Origin of the sequence: Acinetobacter nosocomialis (genome assembly GCF_041021905.1) — a bacterium.
In the GTDB taxonomy this organism is placed as follows: Bacteria; Pseudomonadota; Gammaproteobacteria; order Pseudomonadales; family Moraxellaceae; genus Acinetobacter; species Acinetobacter nosocomialis.
The window spans coordinates 3,493,350-3,515,068 of sequence record NZ_CP157432.1 but is presented as its reverse complement, the minus strand read 5'-3'; the positions used below and the strand labels follow the sequence as shown (position 1 = coordinate 3,515,068).

Below are 21,719 nucleotides of genomic sequence, written 5' to 3'. Positions count from 1 at the left end.
TCGATATGGCTAAGAAAGGTATGATTAATCGCGAATTGAAACGCGAAAAAACAGTTGCTAAATACGCTGCAAAACGTGCTGAATTAAAAGCTACAATTGCAAACGTAAACGCAAGTGAAGAAGAGCGTTTCGAAGCGATGTTAAAGTTACAAGCATTGCCACGTAATGCATCTCCGGTACGTCTTCGTAACCGTTGTGGTTTAACTGGTCGTCCTCATGGTTACTTCCGTAAGTTCGGTTTAAGCCGTAACAAATTACGTGACACAGTAATGCAGGGTGATGTACCAGGCGTTGTTAAGGCAAGCTGGTAAGGAGCGACTAAATGAGTATGCAAGATACCGTTGCCGACATGCTAACACGTGTTCGTAACGCACAAATGGCTAAGAAACAAACAGTTTCTATGCCTTCTTCTAAGTTGAAAGTTGCAATTGCAAACGTACTTCAACAAGAAGGTTATATTTCAAATGTAGAAGTTGCTCAAGAAGAGACAAAATCTACTTTGACAATTACTTTAAAATATTTCGAAGGCAAACCAGTTATCGAAATGGTTAAGCGCGTAAGCCGTCCAGGTCTTCGCCAATACCGTGGTAAAGATAAACTTCCAAGCGTTAAGCAAGGTTTAGGTATTGCAATTGTTTCTACAAGCAAAGGCATCATGACTGATCGCGCTGCACGTGCTGCAGGCGTTGGTGGTGAAGTTATTGCTTTTGTTTCTTAATAGGTGATTCCTCATGTCTCGTGTGGCTAAAGCCCCAGTAACTGTACCTAATGGTGTAGCAGTTACTCAGAACGGCCGGCAGGTCGAAGTGAAAGGCAGCAAAGGTACATTGTCTTTCAACCTGCATGCGCTGGTCGAGCTAAAACAGGAAGAAGGTAAACTTCAACTTGCTCCAGTTAAAGAATCGAAAGATGCTTGGATGCAAGCTGGTACTGCTCGCGCTGTATTGAACAACCTTGTAAAAGGTGTTAGCGAAGGCTTCGAACGTAAGTTACAGCTAGTTGGTGTTGGTTATAAAGCTGCGGTTAAAGGTACTGTTGTAAACCTTAACCTTGGTTATTCACACCCAATTGACTACGCTTTACCAGAAGGTGTAACAGCGGAAACTCCAACTGCAACTGAAATCATTTTGAAATCAGCAAACAAGCAGTTGTTAGGTCAAGTAGCGGCAGAAATCCGTGCGTACCGTGCTCCTGAACCATATAAAGGTAAAGGTGTTCGTTATTCGGATGAAGTCATTCTTCGTAAAGAAGCTAAGAAGAAATAAGGCGCGAGGTTCTTATGAACGAAAAGAAACAATCCCGTTTGCGTCGTGCGAAAAGCACACGCTTGCACATTCGTGCATTGGGTGCGACTCGTTTGTGTGTAAACCGCACTCCGCGTCACATCTATGCTCAAGTTATTTCAGCAGATGGTGGCAAAGTTTTAGCGCAAGCTTCAACTTTGGATGCATCTTTACGTAGCGGTACTACAGGTAATGTAGATGCAGCTACTAAAGTAGGTGCTTTAATCGCAGAACGCGCGAAAGCAGCTGGTGTAACTAAAGTTGCATTTGACCGTTCTGGTTTTAAATATCATGGTCGTATCAAAGCCTTGGCTGATGCTGCTCGTGAAAACGGCTTGGAGTTCTAATCATGGCTAAAGTTGAACAAAACGAAGGTCTTGTTGAAAAGCTGGTTGCCGTTGATCGTGTAGCCAAAGTTGTTAAGGGCGGTCGTATCTTCTCTTTCACAGCATTAACTGTTGTGGGTGATGGTAATGGTCGTGTTGGTTTTGGTCGTGGTAAAGCACGTGAAGTTCCTGCTGCTATTTCTAAAGCACTTGAAGCTGCTCGTCGCAACATGATCACTGTAGACCTTGCTGGTACTACTTTACAACACCCTGTGAATGCTCGTCATGGTGCAAGCCGTGTATACATGCAACCTGCTTCAGAAGGTACTGGCGTAATCGCTGGTGGTGCAATGCGTGCCGTTCTTGAAGCTGCAGGTGTACATAACGTACTTGCTAAATGTTATGGTTCTACAAATGCTGCTAACGTAGTAAACGCAACTTTTAAAGGTTTGCGTGATATGACTTCTCCTGAGAAAGTCGCTGCGAAACGTGGTAAATCAGTAGAAGAAATTCAAGGGTAATCAATCATGAAAACGATTAAAGTTACCCAGACTAAATCTTCTTCACATCGCTTGAAAAATCACAAGCTTTGCTTACAAGGTTTAGGTCTGCGTCGTATTGGTCATACTGTAGAAGTGCAAGATACGCCTTCTAACCGTGGTATGATCAACAAAGTCTACTATATGGTTAGTGTAGAGGAATAAGCCATGACTCTGCGTTTAAATGAGCTTGCACCTGCAGAAGGTGCAAAACGTGAACACCGTCGTTTAGGCCGTGGTATCGGTTCTGGCGTTGGTAAGACTGGTGGCCGTGGTGTCAAAGGTCAAAAATCACGTAAAAGTGGTGGCGTTCGTCCAGGTTTCGAAGGCGGTCAAACAGCGATTTATCGTCGTTTACCTAAATTCGGTTTCACTAGCCAAATCGCTTTAAAAACTGCTGAAGTACGTTTGTCTGAGTTAACTAAAGTGGAAGGCGACATTGTTAGCCTTGAAACTTTAAAAGCTGCGAATGTTGTTCGTCGCGATCAAATTCGTGCTCGTATCGTGCTTTCTGGTGAAATCACTCGTGCATTCACTGTTCAAGGTGTTGCATTGACTAAAGGCGCTAAAGCTGCAATTGAAGCAGCTGGCGGTAAAGTCGAGGAGTAATCTCGAGTGTCTATGTCTCCTAGTTCTTCAGGTCATGTCAACATGATGAAAGGTCAGCCATTTCATGTGAAATACCGTGAAATTATTCGCCGGATGAGTTTTCTAATCGGTGCATTGCTGGTCTTTCGACTAGGAGCGCATATTCCAGTACCAGGCATTAATAATGCTGCGTTAGAAAATTTATTTCATGCAAACCAAGGAACTATTCTTGGGCTATTCAATATGTTTTCTGGCGGTGCTTTAGAGCGAATGTCGATTCTTGCTTTAGGGATCATGCCTTATATTTCTGCGTCTATTATTGTGCAGTTAATGTCAACAGTGATTCCTTCTCTTGAAGCCTTGAAAAAGGAAGGAGAGCAAGGTAAGCGAAAAATTAATCAATATACGCGTCAAGGTACATTATTACTTGCAGTGGTTCAGGCAGTAGGTATGTGTGCAGGCCTTATTGGTCAGGGTATTACTCTGTCTACAGGACTTGCATTCTATATACCTGCGGTTACATCACTTATAGCTGGAACTATGTTCTTAATGTGGTTAGGTGAACAAATCACTGAAAGAGGTATCGGTAATGGTATCTCAATGATTATTTTTGCAGGTATTGTAGCTGGTTTGCCTAAATTAATTATGCAATCAGTGTCATCTGTAGATAATGGTCAAACAAGTTTGATTGGTCTTGTCATCTTTGGGCTTTTGTCTCTTGGTGTATTGGCTGCGATTGTGTTTATTGAAAAAGCACAACGTCGTATTCCAGTAAACTATGCGCAGAAGCAGCAAGGTCGTCGTATATTTACAGCTCAGCAAACACATCTACCATTAAAAATTAATATGGCTGGTGTGATTCCTGCGATTTTTGCAAGTTCTTTACTATTGTTCCCAGCAAGTCTTGGACAATGGGTGGGTAGTGCAGATCCGAATGCTGGTTTAATTAAACGTAGCTTACAAGATTTAGCTTTGGTATTGTCGCCTGGACAGCCTTTGTATTTGGTGCTCTTTGGTGCGTTAATTATCTTTTTCTGTTACTTTTATACGGCTTTAGTATTTAGCCCTAAGGAAGTATCAGAAAATCTAAAACGCAGCGGAGCTTATGTGCCTGGTATTCGCCCAGGTGAGCAAACTGCTCGTTACTTAGATCATATTCTTAATCGTTTGACGTTTATTGGTGCGATTTATATTACAGTCATTTGTTTGATGCCAATGATTTTACAAAGTTCTTTTGGTATTCCATTCTATTTGGGTGGTACCTCATTACTGATCGTAGTCGTTGTTGTTATGGACTTTATGGCTCAGCTACAAGCGCATTTAACATCTCATCAATATGACAATCAAACATTAATGAGAAAAACGACTGCTCATCCTAAGGGATAAGCGCACTTAGAGGTTTCATCATGAAAGTACAAGCTTCTGTAAAGAAAATTTGTGGTAGCTGTAAAGTTATCCGTCGTAATGGGGTTATTCGCGTGATTTGTAGCGCAGAACCTCGTCATAAGCAGCGTCAAGGTTAATCTAATCAAGACCTGTTGATTTCAGTAGGCGAATTGGGTTAATATCCGCCCCTCAAGATTTTTGTGGGGCGGTTGATTATCTCTACTGCCTTTTTGGAGAAAAGTGAATGGCTCGTATTGCCGGTGTAAACATTCCGGATAACAAGCATGCTGTTATCTCCCTCACTTACATCTTTGGTATCGGTCGCCACACTGCTAAGAATATCTTAGCTACAGTTGGTATTACTGAGACTACTAAGATCCGTGAGTTGGACGATGCTCAGCTTGATGCGATTCGTGCAGAAGTTGCTAAGGTTCCTACCGAAGGTGACTTACGTCGCGAAATTTCCATGAACATTAAACGTTTAATGGATTTAGGTTGCTATCGTGGCCTTCGTCATCGTCGCAGCTTGCCTGTCCGTGGTCAACGCACCAAAACTAACGCACGTACCCGTAAAGGTCCGCGCAAACCGATTAAAAAGTAAGATTTCTGGAAGCTAAAAGATGGCTAAAGATACTCGCACACGCAAGAAGGTCACTCGTACCGTCTCTGAAGGTGTTGCACACATTCACGCGTCTTTTAATAACACCATTGTTACGATTACCGATCGTCAAGGTAATGCATTGGCTTGGGCCACCTCAGGTGGACAAGGCTTCCGTGGTTCACGTAAATCAACTCCGTTTGCTGCTCAGGTAGCTGCTGAAGTTGCTGGTAAAGCAGCTTTAGATTACGGTTTGAAAAACCTTGACGTCCTTGTAAAAGGTCCTGGTCCAGGTCGTGAGTCTGCGGTTCGTGCATTAGGCGCAGTGGGTTATAAGATTAACAGCATTACCGATGTGACTCCAATTCCTCACAACGGTTGCCGTCCACCTAAAAAACGTCGCGTGTAAGGAGAAACATTCATGGCTCGTTATATTGGTCCAAAATGCAAACTCTCTCGCCGCGAAGGGACAGACCTGCAACTTAAATCTGGCGTTAAACCATTTGACGTCAAAACTAAAAAAGCTAACAAAGCACCTGGTCAACACGGTCAGGCTCGCGGTGGTAAGCAATCTGAGTATTCACTACAATTACGTGAAAAACAAAAAGTCCGTCGTATTTACGGTGTGTTAGAGCGTCAATTTAGTAACTACTATAAAGAAGCAGCTCGTGTAAAAGGCGCAACTGGTGAGAACTTGTTGAAATTGCTTGAAAGCCGTCTTGATAACGTTGTTTATCGCATGGGTTTTGGTTCTACACGTGCAGAAGCTCGTCAGTTAGTAAGTCACCGTAGCATTACTTTGAATGGTCGTCGTGTAAACATCGCATCTATTCAAGTTAAAGCGGGTGATGTAATTGCGGTTCACGAAGGTGCTAAACAACAATTGCGTATCAAAAACGCGATTGAATTAGCTGCTCAACGTGGTATTCCAGCTTGGATTGATGTTGATCATTCTAAACTTGAAGGTACGTTTAAAGCTGCACCAGATCGTTCTGATTTACCTGCTGAAATCAACGAAAGCTTGATTGTAGAATTGTATTCTAAATAATCCTTGAGGTAGCAATAATGACGCGTACTGCAAACGAGTTTCTCACTCCGCAAGCGATCAAGGTCGAAGCGGTAAGCGGGACCTCGGCAAAAGTGATTCTAGAACCTTTAGAGCGTGGTTTTGGCCATACTCTAGGTAATGCTTTACGTCGCATTCTATTGTCTTCTTTACCTGGCGCTGCTGTGGTTGAAGTAGAGATAGAAGGTGTCGAGCACGAGTACAGTACTTTAGAAGGCTTGCAGCAGGACATCGTCGAGCTCTTGCTGAACCTAAAAGGATTGTCTATTAAGCTGTTCGATCAAAATGAAGCTTATTTAACATTAGAAAAACAAGGTCCTGGCGATATTACTGCTGCCGACCTTCGTTTACCTCATAATGTTGAAGTGGTTAACCCAGATCATTTAATCGGTACTTTGAGTGCTTCAGGTTCATTAAAAATGCGCTTGAAAGTTGCTCAAGGTCGTGGTTATGAAACTTCTGATTCTCGTTTCCCTGAAGGTGAAACACGTCCTGTAGGTCGTTTGCAATTAGATGCTTCTTATAGCCCAATTAAACGTGTTTCTTACACCGTTGAAAATGCGCGTGTTGAACAACGTACCGATTTAGATAAGCTGGTAATCGACCTTGAAACAAATGGAACGGTTGATCCTGAAGAAGCAATCCGTAAAGCGGCAACAATCTTGCAACAACAAATTGCAATTTTTGTTGATCTTCAGAAAGACCAAACTCCAGTTGCTCAAGAGCCTCGTGAAGAAGTTGACCCAATCTTGCTTCGCCCAGTAGATGATCTAGAGCTTACTGTTCGTTCTGCTAACTGTTTGAAAGCAGAAAATATTTACTACATTGGTGATCTCGTTCAACGTACTGAAGTTGAGTTGTTAAAAACTCCTAACCTTGGTAAAAAATCGTTAACAGAGATCAAAGATGTTTTGGCATCGAAAGGCTTACAACTCGGTATGCGTCTTGAAAACTGGCCACCAGCTAGTCTTCGTATGGACGACCGTTTTGCCTATCGTAGCCGTTAATTAAGTAGGACTATCACCATGCGTCATCGTAATAGTGGTGTGAAATTAGGCCGTACAAGCAGCCATCGTAAAGCGATGTTCCAAAACTTGGCTAATTCTTTATTTGAACACGAGTTGATCAAAACAACTGTTCCTAAAGCTAAAGAATTACGTCGTGTTGCTGAGCCTTTAATCACTCTAGCAAAAAACGATACTGTAGCAAATCGTCGTTTAGCATTTGCTCGTACTCGTAATGCTGCAACTGTTGGTAAATTATTTACCGTACTCGGCCCTCGTTACAAAGAACGTAACGGCGGTTATCTACGTGTTCTTAAAGCGGGCTTCCGTGCTGGTGATGCAGCACCGATGGCTTACGTTGAGCTTGTAGATCGTGAAGTGAACACTTCAGCTGAATAATTGATATTATTCGAAAAAGGCCGGCTTTATGCCGGTCTTTTTTATGTTTTGAAAAATGGAAAATTTAAAAATTGTCCTCAAGTGACATAAAAAAACGGATAAACGGTCAAACTTGACATTGTGTATTGTCAAAATTGTGCTTTAATAAAGTCATATTCTCAACAATGGGTATAAAAATAAAATGGAAAAGCAAGTTGATATTCTAATCATTGGTGCCGGCATTTCAGGAATCGGAGTGGCTGCCCATTTATCTAAAAATTCTCCACAACGTCAGTTTGAAATTTTAGAGCGTCGTGAATCTTTTGGTGGGACTTGGGACCTCTTTCGTTATCCTGGTATTCGTTCAGACTCAGATATGTCAACTTTTGGTTTTAACTTTAAACCATGGCGTAAAGCAAATGTATTGGCTGATGGAGCTTCTATTAAAGGATATTTAGGCGAAGTTATTGATGAATTTAAATTAAAAGAAAAAATTCATTTTGGTCATCGTGTACTTTCTGCAAATTATGATTCTTCATCTAAGAAGTGGAATGTTGTTGTCGAAGACAGTAATAAAAAACAGCAGACTTGGGTAGCCAACTTTGTTGTAGGTTGTACAGGTTATTATAATTATGATCAAGGCTATGCGCCGACATTCCCAAATCAAGAAGCGTTCAAAGGTCAACTTATTCATCCGCAGCATTGGCCAGAGAATTTAGACTATACGGGTAAGAAAGTAGTAATTATTGGTAGTGGAGCTACTGCAATTACTTTAGTACCAGCTATGTCAAAAGGTGGCGCAGGTCATGTGACGATGCTACAACGTTCACCGACTTATATTGCTTCTGTTCCGTCTATTGACTTCATCTATGAAAAAACACGTAGATTTATGTCTGAAGAGGCGGCTTATAAATTTACACGTGCACGTAATATTGGTATGCAACGGGCAATTTATGCATTGTCTCAAAAGCATCCGAAGACAGTTCGTCGTTTACTCTTAAAAGCAATTGAAATGCAGCTTAAGGGTAAAGTAGATATGAAACATTTTACACCTTCATATAACCCTTGGGATCAGCGTTTGTGTGTGGTACCTGATGGTGATTTATTTAAAATTCTTCGTGAAGGTAAGGCGAGTGTTGAAACTGATCAAATTGAAAAATTTACTGAGACCGGTATTCAATTAAAATCAGGTAAACATCTTGATGCAGATATCATTATTTCTGCAACTGGTTTACAGGTTCAAATCATGGGTGGTGTGCAGGCAACTATTGATGGAGAGCCAGTTAAATCATCTGAACACATGCTTTATAACGGCGTGATGCTCAGCGATGTACCAAATATGGCGATGATTATTGGCTATGTAAATGCTTCGTGGACATTAAAAGTTGATATTGCAGCAGATTATATCTGTCGTTTATTAAACTATATGGATAAGAATAATTATGATGAAGTCATCCCATCTGGTGATAAGACTGTGATGGAAGAGGACACAGTCATGGGTAGCTTATCATCTGGTTATATTAGTCGTGCTGCTGACGTGATTCCTAAACAAGGTAAACAAGCACCATGGCAGGTAACCAATAATTATCTTGAAGACCGAAAATCATTAAAAAATGCAAAATTTGATGATGGTGTTCTACGCTTTCATAAGCATTCAGAAGTTACTACACGTAAACCCAAATTAGTATCTTGATATTCAAATATAAAAAGGAGGCTATAAGCCTCCTTTTTATCGTGAAGATTAAAGAGTTCTAGAAATTAACTCTTTCATAATTTCATTGGTACCTGCATAGATACGGTTTGCTCGGTGGTCAATATAAGCACGAGCAATTGGATATTCCAGCATGTAACCATAGCCTCCATGTAATTGAAGACATTCATCAACCACTTTTGAAAACATATCAGAAATTTTATATTTTGCGGCAGCAGCAGCTTCGACACTTAATTTTTCATCAAGTTGTAATTCCATACAACGATCTAAATAGGTACGACAGAAATCAATTTCTGTGCGTAATTCTGCGAGTTTAAAGCGTGTATTCTGGAAAGCACTAATTGGCTTGCCAAATGCTTTACGATCTTTTGTATATTGAACAGTATGTGCAAACGCTGCTTCTGCACCAGCTTGGCAGATAATTGCAACCAACATACGTTCCCATGCTAATTCTTTCATGAGCATAATAAAGCCCATACCTTCCATGCCTAAAAGATTTTCTTTAGGAACACGAACGTTATCGAAGAAGAGTTCACATGTATCTTGGCCTTTCATGCCAATTTTGTTGAGTGGCTTACCTTTAGTAAAACCAGCACGGTCAGCTTCAACAATAATAAGTGATAAATTGGCAGAGCCTTTATCACTGTTACCTGTTTTACAGACCACGATGGCCATATCGCACAAATAGCCATTGGTAATAAATATTTTTGAACCATTAATGACATATTCATCGCCATCAAGGACGGCTGTTGTTCGAACAGCTTGTAAATCTGAACCCGTTCCTGGTTCTGTCATGGCAATTGCGGTCACTGTTTCACCAGTCGCCATCTTAGGGAGCCATTTTTGCTTTTGTTCTTCGTTTCCAAAGTTATTGATATAGTTCGCGACAATATCGGAATGCAGTGAAAAACCTGTACTTGAGTCCATAGCATAGGCTTGTTCTTCAATAAGAATCATACTGTATAGGCGGTCAACACCTGAGCCACCGTATTGTTCAGGCATGGTTGTGCACAGTAAGCCTAAGGCACCAGCTTTATTCCAAAGATCTCGGTCAACATGTTGTTGTTTTTCATATTTTTCAGTATTTGGTACCACTTCATTTTCATAAAACTTGCGTACAGTTTCTCGGAAAGCTTCATGTTCTTCATTTAATAGACGGCGAGGTAACATATTTGGAATGGGACGAATAGCACCAGATTGCATTGTATTTCTTCCTTGGTTTGGGCTTGATGTTATAAGTCTAAACATACGGGAAGCTTACTAGGTCTAACAATGTGATGAATGCTCATTTATAGCTATGAAGTGATAAGTTTGGTCAATTTGAGATTTTTAGCGAACTTTCTTATGTGATCAGGTAAACTAGGCGCACTATCAACGCAGATGGGGAAATAAATGTCTGAAGAAATGACCTTGGAAGAACGTAAAGTAGTTTATCGCGCACGCCGTGGTTTAAAGGAAATTGATGTCTATTTTGACCCGTATGTGAAAAATTATTATTTAAAGGCAGATCCAGCAGAAAAAGCATTATTTGCTGAATTAGTAGAGCAGGAAGATCCTGATTTACTTGACTGGTTTATGGAAGTATCTGAACCGCCGCGTACAGAATTACGTGATTTTATTCATAAATTAAAGCATTATGTTCATGGCTGATTAGTTTTGGTCAACCATTTGAATTTCAAACTGAAATATAGCCGTTTTGCGATTATATTTCAGTTTTTTATTGGCTTAAGTTTGGTAGTTCTATTTTATCAACTCCTACCAATATTATGGTGGTTGGTTACGGTCAGTTTACTATTCATAAGTTTTATTTTCTTTTTAAAGCGGCCACAGCTCGCTCAAATTGCTCATTTAGATCAAAAATTATGGTCACTTAGCTTTCATTCAGAACAAACAATTTCTCGGGTAGAGATTTTAAAAATAATTGATTATCAGATTTTCATAGTGGTCTATTTTGAAGGGCATAAGACATTAACTTCTGTTATTTGGTTTGATCAAATGCCTCTATCTCAGTGGAAACAACTTAAAACCTTAGAAAAATTTTATTAATTGTTAGACAATTCTACATTTGTATATTTATTTAAAAGCATTAAAAATCAAATAATTAATATTTATTTCTTTTCAGGAAATTTAAATTGTCTAGTTAAAATACAGAAAAAAGAGCAAGAAAGTTAATTGTCGGACAATTTCTCAATATGGTTATTATTCTATCGGTTAAAGTACAAACACCAACGTAAAGTGTGTCGGAGGTCTCAAATGGAGATGCCAACATGGTCGTTCTTGGTCATTGCCATCATTCTGGCAGTGGTGATAGGAAGAGCAGGAACTTTACTCAGGGAACATCTTAATAAAGCTAATTATAGCAAAGTTAAGAGACAGAGGATGCAAAGGTCGTCGGTCAGTCAATAGTTTAATTGGTTAATCGATTAATTTCATCAAGTGTCCAGTTTTACTGGGTGCGAATGTAGTAAGGAGGTCTCTCATGGAGATTTCAATGTGGATGTTTCTGTTAATTGCAGTTGTGATGGCTGTAGTAGTAGGAAGAGCAGGAACTTTACTCAAGGATTATATAGAACAACAATAATATAAGCCGTTAAAAGCTTATCCCAGTTAATAAGTAGCATGTGCTGAACCGTCGCAATGCTACTTTTTTTTGCCTAAAATTTTTGTTTGCCTGAAAAACTGTCAATTTTATCTGCTGTGAAGTGTGTCAAAGTATAAGCGCTACAATTAGAGTAATTACTCTTTTATTCAAGATATGCATCTGCTAATGTACATCTGAAAAGGAAAAAACAAATTACATCGAGGACAGGAAGATGTCTAAAGTCCAAAAAATAAGCCAAGGTTTGGCGATGAGTTTTCTTGCAGCTTCAGTTTTATCAGGTTGTTCATACGTCGTGAAAAGTGGAGCAAATGTTGCTTTAGGTTTTACGGAAAAGCACGTTGTTCCACCTATTTTAGCAATGCAAGATGCGGAAATGGTTTGTAATACTGGTAGTGCCTTAACTCCTGCAATCATGTCGACTAAGGGTATGGGTGCAGATCCTACTCGTGTTGCTGTCTTAATGTATGCTGCTTCAGGTGTATGCGCGGAAAACCAAGCATTAGAACAGGAGCTACGTTACTTGCGCGCTTCAAAAGCAGGACAGGTAACAGAAGCTCAAGATGCACGTATTGCGCAGAAGCGTTGGGCTGCTATTGCTGCTGAACGCCAATATACCGGCTATAAATTATTCGCTGATCGTTGGGAATCTAAATATAAGTACCATTTAGGTGACTCATGTCCAACTATGCGTAGTGATACTGATCAGACTGTATATCTACTTGGAATGATCAGCGGTCTTCAAGCGGTGACGAATGATATTAACTCAGGTGGTTCTGTCAATGTTCCGAAAGATATCGCTGCTATTGTAGAGCGTGGTATGGTCTGCCTTGATAACCAAAAGTTCTGGGGTGCACCAAATGCAACACGTGCGGTGATCTGGACTTTATTACCAGGGGCTAACGAAGGTAAGCCTGATCCGTATGAGACTTTAAAACAGTCAGTCCAAATTGGTGAACAAAAAGGTGTTCGTTTGTCTCACGCACTCTATGCTGTAGCTGCTCAGGCGAGTGGTGACGATGCAAAAATCCGTGATGCATTAAAAACATATGCAGCATCTCAAGCAGATGATAAACCAGTTAATCCGAACTTTAAGTTAATTGATAGTATGGCTGGTTTAATCGTTCGTGGCATTTCTGACCGTTACTGGACTGAGCATACCGGTGTTCGTACAGGCGATGGTGGTATGTCTCATTTCTGGGATGAGAAAAACGAAGGTTCAGCAGAACTGGATGAGTTATTTGATGGTGGGGCTGCATCAGAAGTTCCAGCTGACTCAACAACTGCACCTGCACAGTAAAAAGATCTGAAGAAACTCACTCCTTGCGTTACTACTGATTTTCGTATTAATCGTAAGGAGTTCAGTTTTAAAAGGAGTGTGCTATGAAAGATCATGTACTCAATAAAAAAGTGCTTTTGGTCGCAGGGTGCATTTCTGTTTCTGCATGTCTGCAGGTATTTCCAGACTATTTTATTTATTGGCGCGAAAGCTTACTTGGTGAATTTTGGCGTTTGTGGACAGCACACTGGGTACATGTCGGCTGGATTCATTTTTTATTAAATATGATGGCATTTGCATGTTTGCCCTTCATATTTCCGCATACCAAAGTGTGGCATATTTTAAGTCTTCTTTTTCTTCTGCCGCCTTTTATTAGTTTGGTTTTCTATTTTTATTTGCCTTATATCGATGCATATGCCGGTCTATCTGGAGTGCTCCATGGGCTGTATACGGCTGTTGCTTTAGTTTATTTGCAATACCGTAAAGAACGGAATTTTGCATTACTGGTTTTAGGTTTAATTATCGCCAAGCTAATTTGGGAAAATACATTTGGTCAAACAGGCACAGCACAGCTGATTGGAAGTCCTGTTTTAACTGAAGCTCATTTATATGGGGCGATAGGCGGTGCAATCTTTGGAGGATGCTATTGGCTAATACAAAGATTCAAATAGAAAGATTGACAATACAAACTGTTAAAAAAGAGATTTTAGTCATTCTTTATTGATAAAGTTTGATGCAAATTTGATCGTTGAATAAAGGGATTGGTAGAAGGGGAATGGACGATACCCCTGACCAAGGAAATTGCATGACTCAAAGCCTTTGTTATGAGGGATTTGAGAGAACAAAATTGGAATATTTATGCAAGAATATCAAGAAAAAAGATCTGGATTAGGTCTGCTGGGTTATGTATGGAACGAATGGATCTCAACATTCGTGATCCTCATTTTGTTATTAATGACGCTCATAATTGGTACCGGGGAAATGATCCACGGACAATTATTACGTATCGGGGAACGCCTTTATGGTGACCCTGCTTCAGGCATGCAATATTCGTTTTTGCGTGCTGAGCCTGAAAAGCCATCTTGTGATCGACACCCAAATATTGATGCTCAAGTAAAAGAGCAAATGAAAGCGAATGCATCTGATGATTTCGCAAGCTTCTTTGGTGCAGCTTCAGAAAGTGATGTCCGTGCATCCTTACTAGCAGCACAGCAGCAATGTGAAGATAAATATTTGGCTTATGATAAAACCATTAAATATATTGAAGCACATCCAGGCGTACGTACATACCGTACGATTGAAACGGGTTTCTTTGGTATATTTAAATTTGGTACAGAAAATCGCGCAATTTTGCTGGTCTTTATGGTTTTGATTTCAGCGATTACTGCATCGTTAAAGTTTCACCATATTGGTTTACGTAACCCTGCAACAAAGCTGGACTACAAAGTGTATGCCTTCTTTATGTTGCTTGGTAATGCATTGCTCAGTTCGTCAGTAATTAGCCAGTACCGTTCTGTGATTAATTCAGGGGTTTCTCCAACTCATGAAACAATCATTATTTATTGGTTATGGATGATCTTGTTTGTCATTCTGACCTTAATTAGCCTTTATCAGCTATTTGTTTCCCCTGCGCCAAAACGTGAGGGTGGCAATATTGGCTTAGCTTTATTATGTGTACCTTTGTATGCGTATATGGCTGTGATTACAGGTGTAGCTTTTACGTTCTTTATGGATTATCCAATGGGCCAAGGGATTTACCTAGGTCAGTTGGTAGAATTCTCGGGCATTTTCTTAAACCTTGCCTTATTTATTTGGGCGGGTATGTTACTCACGCAAACACGTGTTATGGATTTATTCCTAAACGTACTTCGTCCATGGAATCTGGCACCAGAAACTTTAACTTGGTTAATTTTAATCGCTGCTGCTGTGCCGACTGCTTATACGGGTGCGTCTGGAATTTTCGTTATCGCAGCTGGTGCGATTATTTATAAAGAAGTTTGGAATGCTGGTGCTCGCCGTCAATATGCACTCGCTGTATCTGCAATGTCTGGTTCACTAGGTGTAGTGGTGCGTCCTTGTCTTTTGGTGGTTTTAATCGCCATGTTGGACAGCCGTCATGTTACATCTGATGAATTATTTGGGCATGGTATTTATGTCTTCTGGCTAACAGCATTTATTTTCTTGGGTGTTTCTCTTTTCTTGGCAGAAGAGAAGTTCCGCGTGAACTCGCCGAAAGTAGCACTTCCAGGTATGGCGCGTGCTTTTGTACCTGTTATTCCATACATCTTGATCACTGTAGTTGTTCTTGTATTTTATAAATATGCATTAGATACAGGAATGAACGAATTTACTGCACCAGTGATTCTGCCTCTCGTGCTTATTGCGATGATCTTGTACGATAAAATGGTTATGCCTAAAGAGGCACCAGCGTTAAATATTCATGAAGCAATTGTTCGTGAACATGAGAAAAAATCTCCATTTTTACAGTCACACGATCCGCATAGTTCACAGTTCCGTCTAGGTTTTGGTGGAGCATTACGTTTTGCAACATCAGAAACAGTTGGACATATTGGTGCACTTATTATTTTGATGGCATTGTCAGCAAGTGTGGGTGGTTTAATCGAGCGTACCGAAATTGTTGAAATGTTGCCGACTCATTTGGGTAATATTTATATTTCGCTCGCATTTATTGCATTACTACTTGCCATTATTGGTATGTGTACCGATCCATTTGGTGCGGTAATTTTAGTAGCAGCAACGATTGCACCTGTAGCCTACGAAAATGGTATTCATCCAATTCACTTCTGGATGATTGTATTGGTTGCATTCGAATTTGGTTATGTAACACCACCAGTTGCCTTGAACCATCTATTAACGCGGTTATCCGTTGGTGATGATGAGGTGAATGCTGCCGATGCAGAAGCGAAAGAGAAGTACACAAGTTTCTATTACCGTTATGAACGTTGGTTATTACCAATTATTGTTTTGTTCTCATCATTGGTATTAGTCACTTATGCTCCATTAGTACTCAAACTATTTGGTTGGTACCAATAGTCTAAATATGTAAGCTCAATAAAACACCCTCTTTAAGGAGGGTGTTTTTTTATGTGGTAGTTATTTTGATATAAAAATTCTTAATAAATAAAAAAGCTAGTTCAGAGTGAACTAGCTTTTTGCATCATAATAAGATTTAAATAAATACTATTGCTGTTTAACCTGAGCTTCAAGGAGTTTTACTTGCTCTTCTTTTAATTTAATGAGTTGGTCTGCATCGGCATGCTGGGCTTTTAGTGTTGCTTCCTGATCTTGCAGCTGCTGATGAATGTCATTGAGTTTAGACACTTCTTCTTTAGCTAAAGATTCTTGAGCAGGGATTGGTTGCTTGAGCACATCTTCATTCACAAGTTGCTGTGAGTTAGCGGTTTGTGTTTGAACTACGGGTTCAGAGCTTTCAGATGGTTTGGTAGTTTTTTCAGGAACTGGTACCGAGGCTGGTTGTGGATCAACCATTGGCGCTGACGATTCAGTTTTTTTGAAAAACCATTGTGCTGCGAAAAAAAGCACGACGAGAATGCTTAAGCCCCCAATTAAAATCCACAATAGTTTTGAGTTTTGTTTTCTTTGTAGTGTCATGTCTAAGACCTTTAGTCAGAACGACGAGGCTTGAACTGTATTACCCCAATTTCATCAGGTATAGCAGGTGTTTCAGGCTCATCAATATGAGTCGGACGATTTTCGCTATAACCGCATTCGATACATTCAATCCATTCGTCTTCAGCGGTGGTTAGCATGACAATCCGATCTATGGCTTCACATTTTGGACATTTAGCCCCAGCAATGAAACGTTTCTTCATCTTTATCACCCTAACCACACGATCAATTTAGGCCCATAGTTTAAGCGGTTTTGTTATCGTTCGTCCAACCTTGATGACGTAACAATGCATCAATTTTTGGCTCACGACCGCGGAAATTCACAAATGCTTCAAGAGCAGTATCTTTCCCGCCCACCGCTAAAATTGCTTGGCGGAATTCTTTACCTGTTTGAGTATTGAAAATACCTTCATTTTCAAAACGGTCAAAGGCATCACTTGCTAAAACTTCCGCCCATTTGTAAGAGTAGTAACCCGCTGCGTAGCCACCTGCAAAAATATGACTAAAACTATGTTGGAAACGGTTGTAGTCGACGGTTGGAACTACTGCATACTGTTTGCGAATATCATCTAAAGTCTGTTGAATTTGCTCACTATTTAACGCAGGTGTTTTGGTATGAATAGTTAAGTCAAATAAGGCAAATTCTAGCTGACGTAAAGTTTGCATACCAGACTGGAAGAAACGTGCATTTAATAAAGCATCAAGTAACTCTTGGGGTAAGGTCTGCTTGCTCTCAATATGCTCACTTAAAACATCAAGACTTTCTTTATCCCATGACCAGAATTCCATAAACTGACTTGGTAACTCAACTGCATCCCAAGCAACGCCGTGAGTACCTGCAACCGAGATATTATCTACTTCAGTAAGCATATGGTGTAAGCCATGACCAAACTCGTGGAATAAGGTGATGACTTCATCATGGGTGAGTAAGGCTGGTTGGTTACCTACAGGTGGAGTGAAGTTACACACCATATAGCAAATTGGTTTTTGTAAACCATGAACAGTTTGCATACGTGAGCGGAAACCACTCATCCATGCACCGCCTCGTTTCCCTGTACGTGCATATAAATCAAAGAAGAAACCGCCAACAACTTCACCTTGATCTTCTAACTCAAAATAACGTGCATCTGGATGCCAAACAGGAGCTTCACGTTCAACGATGTTAATACCATATAAACGCTGCACGATCTGGAATAATCCCTGAATCACTTTTGGTGCAGGAAAGTAAGGTTTTAAAGCTTCCTGTGATAAGTTGAACTGTTGTTGTTTAAGCTTTTCGGAATAGTAAGTGGTATCCCAAGGTTTAAGCTCATCAATACCATCTTGTTTGGCAATAGCTTGGAGTTCGGCAACTTCCTGAAGTGCAGGGGTACGTGCATGCTCAGCTAGGTCAACCAAAAAGTCATGAACTGTTTTGACATCGGGAGCCATTTTGCTGGCAAGAGAATATTCAGCATAGTTATTAAAACCGAGTAGTTTTGCCATCTCTTGGCGAAGACTCAGGATTTCTTCCATAATTTTGCTGTTGTCAAATTCTGTTTGCTCAGACTGATCTGATGCACGTGTGACATAAGCTTTATAAAGCTCTTCTCGCAAGGCACGGTCATCGGCATAGGTCATAATGGCAAAATAAGCTGGGAAATCTAAAGTTGCGACCGCTTGATCAAGCTCTCGCTGTTTGCCGTACTGTTTTAATAACTCAACATTACTTTCTGGAAGACCTTTTAATTGATCTTCTGTCAGTGGTTTAAAATAAGCCTGTGTCGCATCAAGTACATGGTTTGAGAAGTCAGAAGAAAGCTGTGAAAGACGTGCAGAAATTTCAGCGTAACGTTTTTTCTCTTCACCCTCTAAAGCAACACCAGAAAGTTTAAAATCACGTAAAGCGAGACGGATAGCACTTTGTTGCGCAGGGCTTAGCGTTGAATAGCTCTGACCATCATGAATAAGTTGATAGGTCTGATATAACGCCGTATGTTGACCAAGCTGAGTGTAATATTCACTTAAAGCGGGTAATAGTGATTGATAGACTTCTCTGGTTTCAGCATTGTTCATCACAGCATTTAAATGTGACAACACTCCCCATGATTCACTGAGGTTATTTTCAAGTGCATCAATTTGTTCAAGCACGGCAAGTTGCTGGTCTGTCTCGGATGGTGCAGCCGTAAGGGTATTTAAGAACTCTTGTCCTGCTTGAATCGCTTGTTGAATATCTTGTTTTAAATTATCTAATGTAATTTGGTCAAAGCGGGGAGTAGGTAGAGTCGCTTGCTGTAAAGTCATTGCTAATAGCCACATTATTTTTTAAACATAGTATTAGATGTAGGTATTGTTAAGCAGGAAATCAAGCTTAATTTAAAAAATAAACGTTTTAAAAACATTAAGCCCCCATTTTGGGAGCTTAATCATAATTAATGCAAATACCTATGAATTAGTCAGCCTTAGACTTGGCGTTTGACTTTTTCTTTTTAGGTTTCGCTTTTTTCTTTACTTTTTCTGGTTTAGCCTCTGCTTTTGTAGAGGTTTTCTTACCAGACTTTTTACTATATGAGCTTGGTTTACCTTTTTCCTTCTTTTTACGGACAGGTTTTTCACCATCAGTTGATACAGACGGTTTACCAAAAACTTCTTCTGTTGCTTGGGTGCTAGTTTTGGTTGTGCGTGGAGCACGACTACGCACTACACGTCCAGCATGAGTCACTTGTTTAATGAGTTGGAAATCGATTTTACGCTCTTCTAGATTTACACCAGCAACTTGAATTTTAACTTCATCGCCTAATCCGAAGACTTGACCACGATTTTGTCCAATGAGGTTTTGGCTGGCTTGATCGTAAATAAAGAAATCATCGCCAAGTTGGCTAATGTGAATCATGCCATCAACATAAAGATCTTTAAGAGTAACAAATAGGCCAAATTCAGTTACCGCACTCACAATACCAATGAACTCATCACCTAAATGTTGCTGCATATAGTGGCATTTCAACCAAGTCGTTACGCTGCGAGATGCTTCATCCGCACGGCGTTCTGTTTGAGAGAAATGTTCACCAGCATCATCTAAAGCCGCACCAGAAAGCGGATAAGGCTTTTGTTTAAGATGCGCTTTAATGGCACGATGTAACAATAAATCTGGGTAGCGGCGAATTGGTGAAGTGAAGTGTGTATAAGCTTCATAAGCTAAACCATAGTGACCGGCATTTTTTGCACCATAGTAAGCTTGCATCATTGAGCGTAATAACACTGCATGAATGCTTGGCGCATCAATGCGGTCTTTAGTTGCCTCAATAACTTTTTGATAATCTGCTTGAGTTGGTTGGTCGGGGAACGGTAAGCCAAGAAGTTTTACAAAGTCTTTTACTTTCTGAATACGTGAGAACTCAGGCGCTTCGTGTACGCGATATAACATTGGAATATCATGTTCTAATGCATATTCAGCCGCAGCAACGTTAGCAAGCAACATACATTCTTCAATCAGTTTGTGTGCTTCATTACGTGTACGTGGCAAAATTTCTTTAATTCCGCCCAGCTCATCAAAAGTCATGTACGTTTCAATGGTTTCAAACTCCATTGCATGACGATCAGCACGTAAATTTTTCAAAATCTGATAAAGCTGGAAAAGCGTATTTAGCGATTTGTGAATATCACGATCTTTTGGAATTGCGTCAGTTGCACCGTCAAAGTATTGCGCCACCTGTGTATAGGTCAAACGCGCTTTTGAATGCATTACCGATGGATAAAACTCATAACCAGTTACGCGGCCCGTACGTGAGAGCTTCAAGTCACAGACCATACATAAACGATCTACGTGTGGGTTAAGTGAGCACAATCCATTTGATAATGCTTCTGGTAGCATTGGTAAAACAAAATGAGGGAAGTAAACTGAAGTACCACGTTCTTCTGCTTCTTCATTTAGTGCCGAGCCTAGGCGTACATAGTGGCTTACATCAGCAATTGCTACAACAACGCGATAACCGCCCCCAGGACGTTTTTCTGCATACACAGCATCATCGAAATCTCGAGCATCTTCACCATCGATTGTGACGAGTGCTAAATCTCTTAAATCAACTCGACCTTCACGGTCTTGTGCAGAAGGTTCCTTAAAACTTTCTGCTTCTTTTATAACTTCATCTGGGAATTCATAAGGCAAGCCAAACTCAAGAATGGTTTGTGGGATAATAATTTCTGTATCCGCTTTATCGGCCATAGATTGAATAATATGCGCCGTAGCAAACTCTTCGCGGGTTGGATAGGTATCGATAGCAACACGAAGCATATCGCCAACATTTGCTTTGGCATGTGCAACTAATTCTTTTTCTAATGGGATAGGTTGATGCTGATTTGGATTATTGGGTTGAATAAAGTATTCACCCTCGTGTATCGACAATTTACCAATTAACTGTTTTACACGGTGTTGGAGAACCTCGGTAATGAAACCCCACGGTTTACCTTTTCGGTCTACTGAGGTCTGCCGAACTCGGACGCGATCGCCGTTAAAGACTAAACGTAACTCGCGCTCAGGAAGCAAAAGATCATCTTGGCCATCAATATGTGCAGTGCCTAAACCTTTACTATTAATATAGACAGTGGCTTCATAGGTTGGTTGGTCTGCCACTAACTGAAACTTGAACCCTTCTTTCATGATTTGGCCATCACGAACCATTGCACTTAAGCGATGGCTTAAAGCTTCGATACTTTTTTGGTCTTGAATATGAAAATGGTCAACAAGTTCTGCATGAGATTGCGGCGTTTGCAATTGTTCCAACGTATCTAATATTAGAGTACGGCTTGGAATAGGATTGTCATAACGTTCAGCTTCAGCTTTCGCTTCGGGATCAGCCCAGTTTTTTGTCATGTCTTTTGGTTTCACGCTTGGCAGATAAGTTTAGCATAAGTCATGCAGACCCGAACTGCACGTTTAGGTTTGCAATAATGTGTTATGCGCTAATGTATTTTAATGAAGAAATAATATCTATCTTAACAAGCGTTTGATCGAAAAAGACGAAAATAATAAGGAAATTGCTTAAAAAATAATTCATTGAACGAAAAAATAAGAAAATTTCAGTATGATGACTTGAATAATAAGGTTTTAGTTTGTATTATGGCGGCTCGTTCCGGTGAGGTGGATGAGTGGCTGAAATCACTTCCCTGCTAAGGAAGCATACCTATTACTGGTATCGAGGGTTCGAATCCCTCTCTCACCGCCATTTACTTAATGCGCTCATAGCTCAGCTGGATAGAGCACTTGGCTACGAACTAAGGGGTCGGGAGTTCGAATCTCTCTGAGCGCACCAAGTAAAACAGAACAAATCGCTGA

General features: G+C 40.3%; 25 protein-coding genes and 2 tRNA genes. 22 read left to right on the top strand and 5 right to left on the bottom strand.

Annotated elements, in window-relative coordinates:
- Positions 1-5: 5 nt before the first annotated feature.
- From rpsN to ABLC00_RS16340, 15 genes are all read left to right on the top strand, one after another.
- On the top strand, positions 6-311 hold the full coding sequence (gene rpsN, locus ABLC00_RS16410; RefSeq protein WP_002049689.1) for a 30S ribosomal protein S14: 306 nt from the start codon (positions 6-8) through the stop codon (positions 309-311).
- Between the two features lie 11 nt (positions 312-322).
- Positions 323-718, top strand: coding sequence for a 30S ribosomal protein S8 (gene rpsH / locus ABLC00_RS16405; protein WP_002049732.1), 396 nt, complete (start codon positions 323-325; stop codon positions 716-718).
- Between the two features lie 13 nt (positions 719-731).
- On the top strand, positions 732-1,265 hold the full coding sequence (gene rplF, locus ABLC00_RS16400; protein WP_002049709.1) for a 50S ribosomal protein L6: 534 nt from the start codon (positions 732-734) through the stop codon (positions 1,263-1,265).
- Positions 1,266-1,279: 14 nt separating this feature from the next.
- Positions 1,280-1,630, top strand: coding sequence for a 50S ribosomal protein L18 (rplR, locus tag ABLC00_RS16395; protein ID WP_002049741.1), 351 nt, complete (start codon positions 1,280-1,282; stop codon positions 1,628-1,630).
- A 2-nt stretch (positions 1,631-1,632) separates the two neighbouring features.
- On the top strand, positions 1,633-2,130 hold the full coding sequence (gene rpsE, locus ABLC00_RS16390) for a 30S ribosomal protein S5 (RefSeq protein ID WP_001141025.1): 498 nt from the start codon (positions 1,633-1,635) through the stop codon (positions 2,128-2,130).
- Between the two features lie 6 nt (positions 2,131-2,136).
- Entirely contained in the window at positions 2,137-2,313 is a 177-nt protein-coding gene (gene rpmD, locus ABLC00_RS16385; RefSeq protein WP_000849088.1) for a 50S ribosomal protein L30, read from the top strand.
- Between the two features lie 3 nt (positions 2,314-2,316).
- Positions 2,317-2,757: a 50S ribosomal protein L15 gene (gene rplO / locus ABLC00_RS16380; RefSeq protein ID WP_002049750.1), complete on the top strand. Its 441-nt coding sequence runs from the start codon at positions 2,317-2,319 to the stop codon at positions 2,755-2,757.
- A 45-nt stretch (positions 2,758-2,802) separates the two neighbouring features.
- Positions 2,803-4,122, top strand: coding sequence for a preprotein translocase subunit SecY (gene secY / locus ABLC00_RS16375; protein WP_170318186.1), 1,320 nt, complete (start codon positions 2,803-2,805; stop codon positions 4,120-4,122).
- A gap of 20 nt (positions 4,123-4,142) precedes the next feature.
- A complete protein-coding gene (gene rpmJ / locus ABLC00_RS16370) occupies positions 4,143-4,259 on the top strand; it encodes a 50S ribosomal protein L36 (RefSeq protein ID WP_000867907.1) in 117 nt (38 codons plus the stop codon).
- 107 nt (positions 4,260-4,366) lie between these two features.
- Entirely contained in the window at positions 4,367-4,723 is a 357-nt protein-coding gene (gene rpsM / locus ABLC00_RS16365) for a 30S ribosomal protein S13 (RefSeq protein ID WP_000090816.1), read from the top strand.
- A gap of 19 nt (positions 4,724-4,742) precedes the next feature.
- Positions 4,743-5,129, top strand: coding sequence for a 30S ribosomal protein S11 (rpsK, locus tag ABLC00_RS16360; RefSeq protein ID WP_001040166.1), 387 nt, complete (start codon positions 4,743-4,745; stop codon positions 5,127-5,129).
- A gap of 12 nt (positions 5,130-5,141) precedes the next feature.
- Positions 5,142-5,768, top strand: a complete 627-nt coding sequence (gene rpsD / locus ABLC00_RS16355) for a 30S ribosomal protein S4 (protein ID WP_002049716.1) — start codon at positions 5,142-5,144, stop codon at positions 5,766-5,768.
- A gap of 17 nt (positions 5,769-5,785) precedes the next feature.
- Complete coding sequence (gene rpoA / locus ABLC00_RS16350) at positions 5,786-6,793, top strand: DNA-directed RNA polymerase subunit alpha (protein WP_002049752.1); 1,008 nt, start codon at positions 5,786-5,788, stop codon at positions 6,791-6,793.
- Positions 6,794-6,811: 18 nt separating this feature from the next.
- Positions 6,812-7,189 (top strand): 50S ribosomal protein L17, encoded by a 378-nt coding sequence (gene rplQ / locus ABLC00_RS16345; RefSeq protein ID WP_002049717.1) that lies wholly within the window; start codon positions 6,812-6,814, stop codon positions 7,187-7,189.
- A 181-nt stretch (positions 7,190-7,370) separates the two neighbouring features.
- Positions 7,371-8,861 (top strand): NAD(P)/FAD-dependent oxidoreductase, encoded by a 1,491-nt coding sequence (locus ABLC00_RS16340; protein ID WP_006582603.1) that lies wholly within the window; start codon positions 7,371-7,373, stop codon positions 8,859-8,861.
- Between the two features lie 48 nt (positions 8,862-8,909).
- On the opposite strand, the gene ABLC00_RS16335 is transcribed toward ABLC00_RS16340, so the two are convergent.
- Positions 8,910-10,082, bottom strand: a complete 1,173-nt coding sequence (locus tag ABLC00_RS16335; protein WP_348941196.1) for an acyl-CoA dehydrogenase family protein — start codon at positions 10,080-10,082, stop codon at positions 8,910-8,912.
- 189 nt (positions 10,083-10,271) lie between these two features.
- Between ABLC00_RS16335 and ABLC00_RS16330 the strand changes: the two genes are divergently transcribed.
- The 5 genes from ABLC00_RS16330 to ABLC00_RS16310 all read left to right on the top strand — a co-directional run bounded on the left by ABLC00_RS16330 (position 10,272) and on the right by ABLC00_RS16310 (position 15,811).
- Positions 10,272-10,529: a succinate dehydrogenase assembly factor 2 gene (locus ABLC00_RS16330; protein WP_002049719.1), complete on the top strand. Its 258-nt coding sequence runs from the start codon at positions 10,272-10,274 to the stop codon at positions 10,527-10,529.
- Positions 10,530-10,535: 6 nt separating this feature from the next.
- Positions 10,536-10,925, top strand: coding sequence for a hypothetical protein (locus ABLC00_RS16325; protein WP_025466887.1), 390 nt, complete (start codon positions 10,536-10,538; stop codon positions 10,923-10,925).
- Positions 10,926-11,692: 767 nt separating this feature from the next.
- Complete coding sequence (locus ABLC00_RS16320; RefSeq protein ID WP_002049690.1) at positions 11,693-12,778, top strand: hypothetical protein; 1,086 nt, start codon at positions 11,693-11,695, stop codon at positions 12,776-12,778.
- Between the two features lie 83 nt (positions 12,779-12,861).
- The gene (rrtA, locus tag ABLC00_RS16315; RefSeq protein WP_004711824.1) at positions 12,862-13,428 is read left to right on the top strand and encodes a rhombosortase; all 567 of its coding nucleotides are present in this window, start codon (positions 12,862-12,864) and stop codon (positions 13,426-13,428) included.
- 187 nt (positions 13,429-13,615) lie between these two features.
- Positions 13,616-15,811 carry a TRAP transporter large permease subunit gene (locus tag ABLC00_RS16310; RefSeq protein ID WP_006582604.1) on the top strand — a complete coding sequence of 732 codons (2,196 nt, stop codon included), beginning with the start codon at positions 13,616-13,618 and terminating at the stop codon, positions 15,809-15,811.
- A 147-nt stretch (positions 15,812-15,958) separates the two neighbouring features.
- Here ABLC00_RS16310 and ABLC00_RS16305 read toward each other — a convergent pair whose 3' ends face one another.
- From ABLC00_RS16305 to rnr, 4 genes are all read right to left on the bottom strand, one after another.
- Positions 15,959-16,390 carry a hypothetical protein gene (locus ABLC00_RS16305; RefSeq protein ID WP_006582605.1) on the bottom strand — a complete coding sequence of 144 codons (432 nt, stop codon included), beginning with the start codon at positions 16,388-16,390 and terminating at the stop codon, positions 15,959-15,961.
- 11 nt (positions 16,391-16,401) lie between these two features.
- Positions 16,402-16,611, bottom strand: coding sequence for a YheV family putative zinc ribbon protein (locus ABLC00_RS16300; RefSeq protein ID WP_000745518.1), 210 nt, complete (start codon positions 16,609-16,611; stop codon positions 16,402-16,404).
- Positions 16,612-16,651: 40 nt separating this feature from the next.
- Entirely contained in the window at positions 16,652-18,706 is a 2,055-nt protein-coding gene (locus ABLC00_RS16295) for a M3 family metallopeptidase (protein WP_006582606.1), read from the bottom strand.
- Positions 18,707-18,839: 133 nt separating this feature from the next.
- Positions 18,840-21,257 (bottom strand): ribonuclease R, encoded by a 2,418-nt coding sequence (rnr, locus tag ABLC00_RS16290; RefSeq protein WP_006582607.1) that lies wholly within the window; start codon positions 21,255-21,257, stop codon positions 18,840-18,842.
- 261 nt (positions 21,258-21,518) lie between these two features.
- Here rnr and ABLC00_RS16285 point away from each other — a divergent pair.
- Positions 21,519-21,609 (top strand) — tRNA-Ser (locus ABLC00_RS16285).
- Positions 21,610-21,619: 10 nt separating this feature from the next.
- A tRNA-Arg gene (locus ABLC00_RS16280) sits at positions 21,620-21,696 on the top strand.
- Positions 21,697-21,719: the final 23 nt, after the last annotated feature.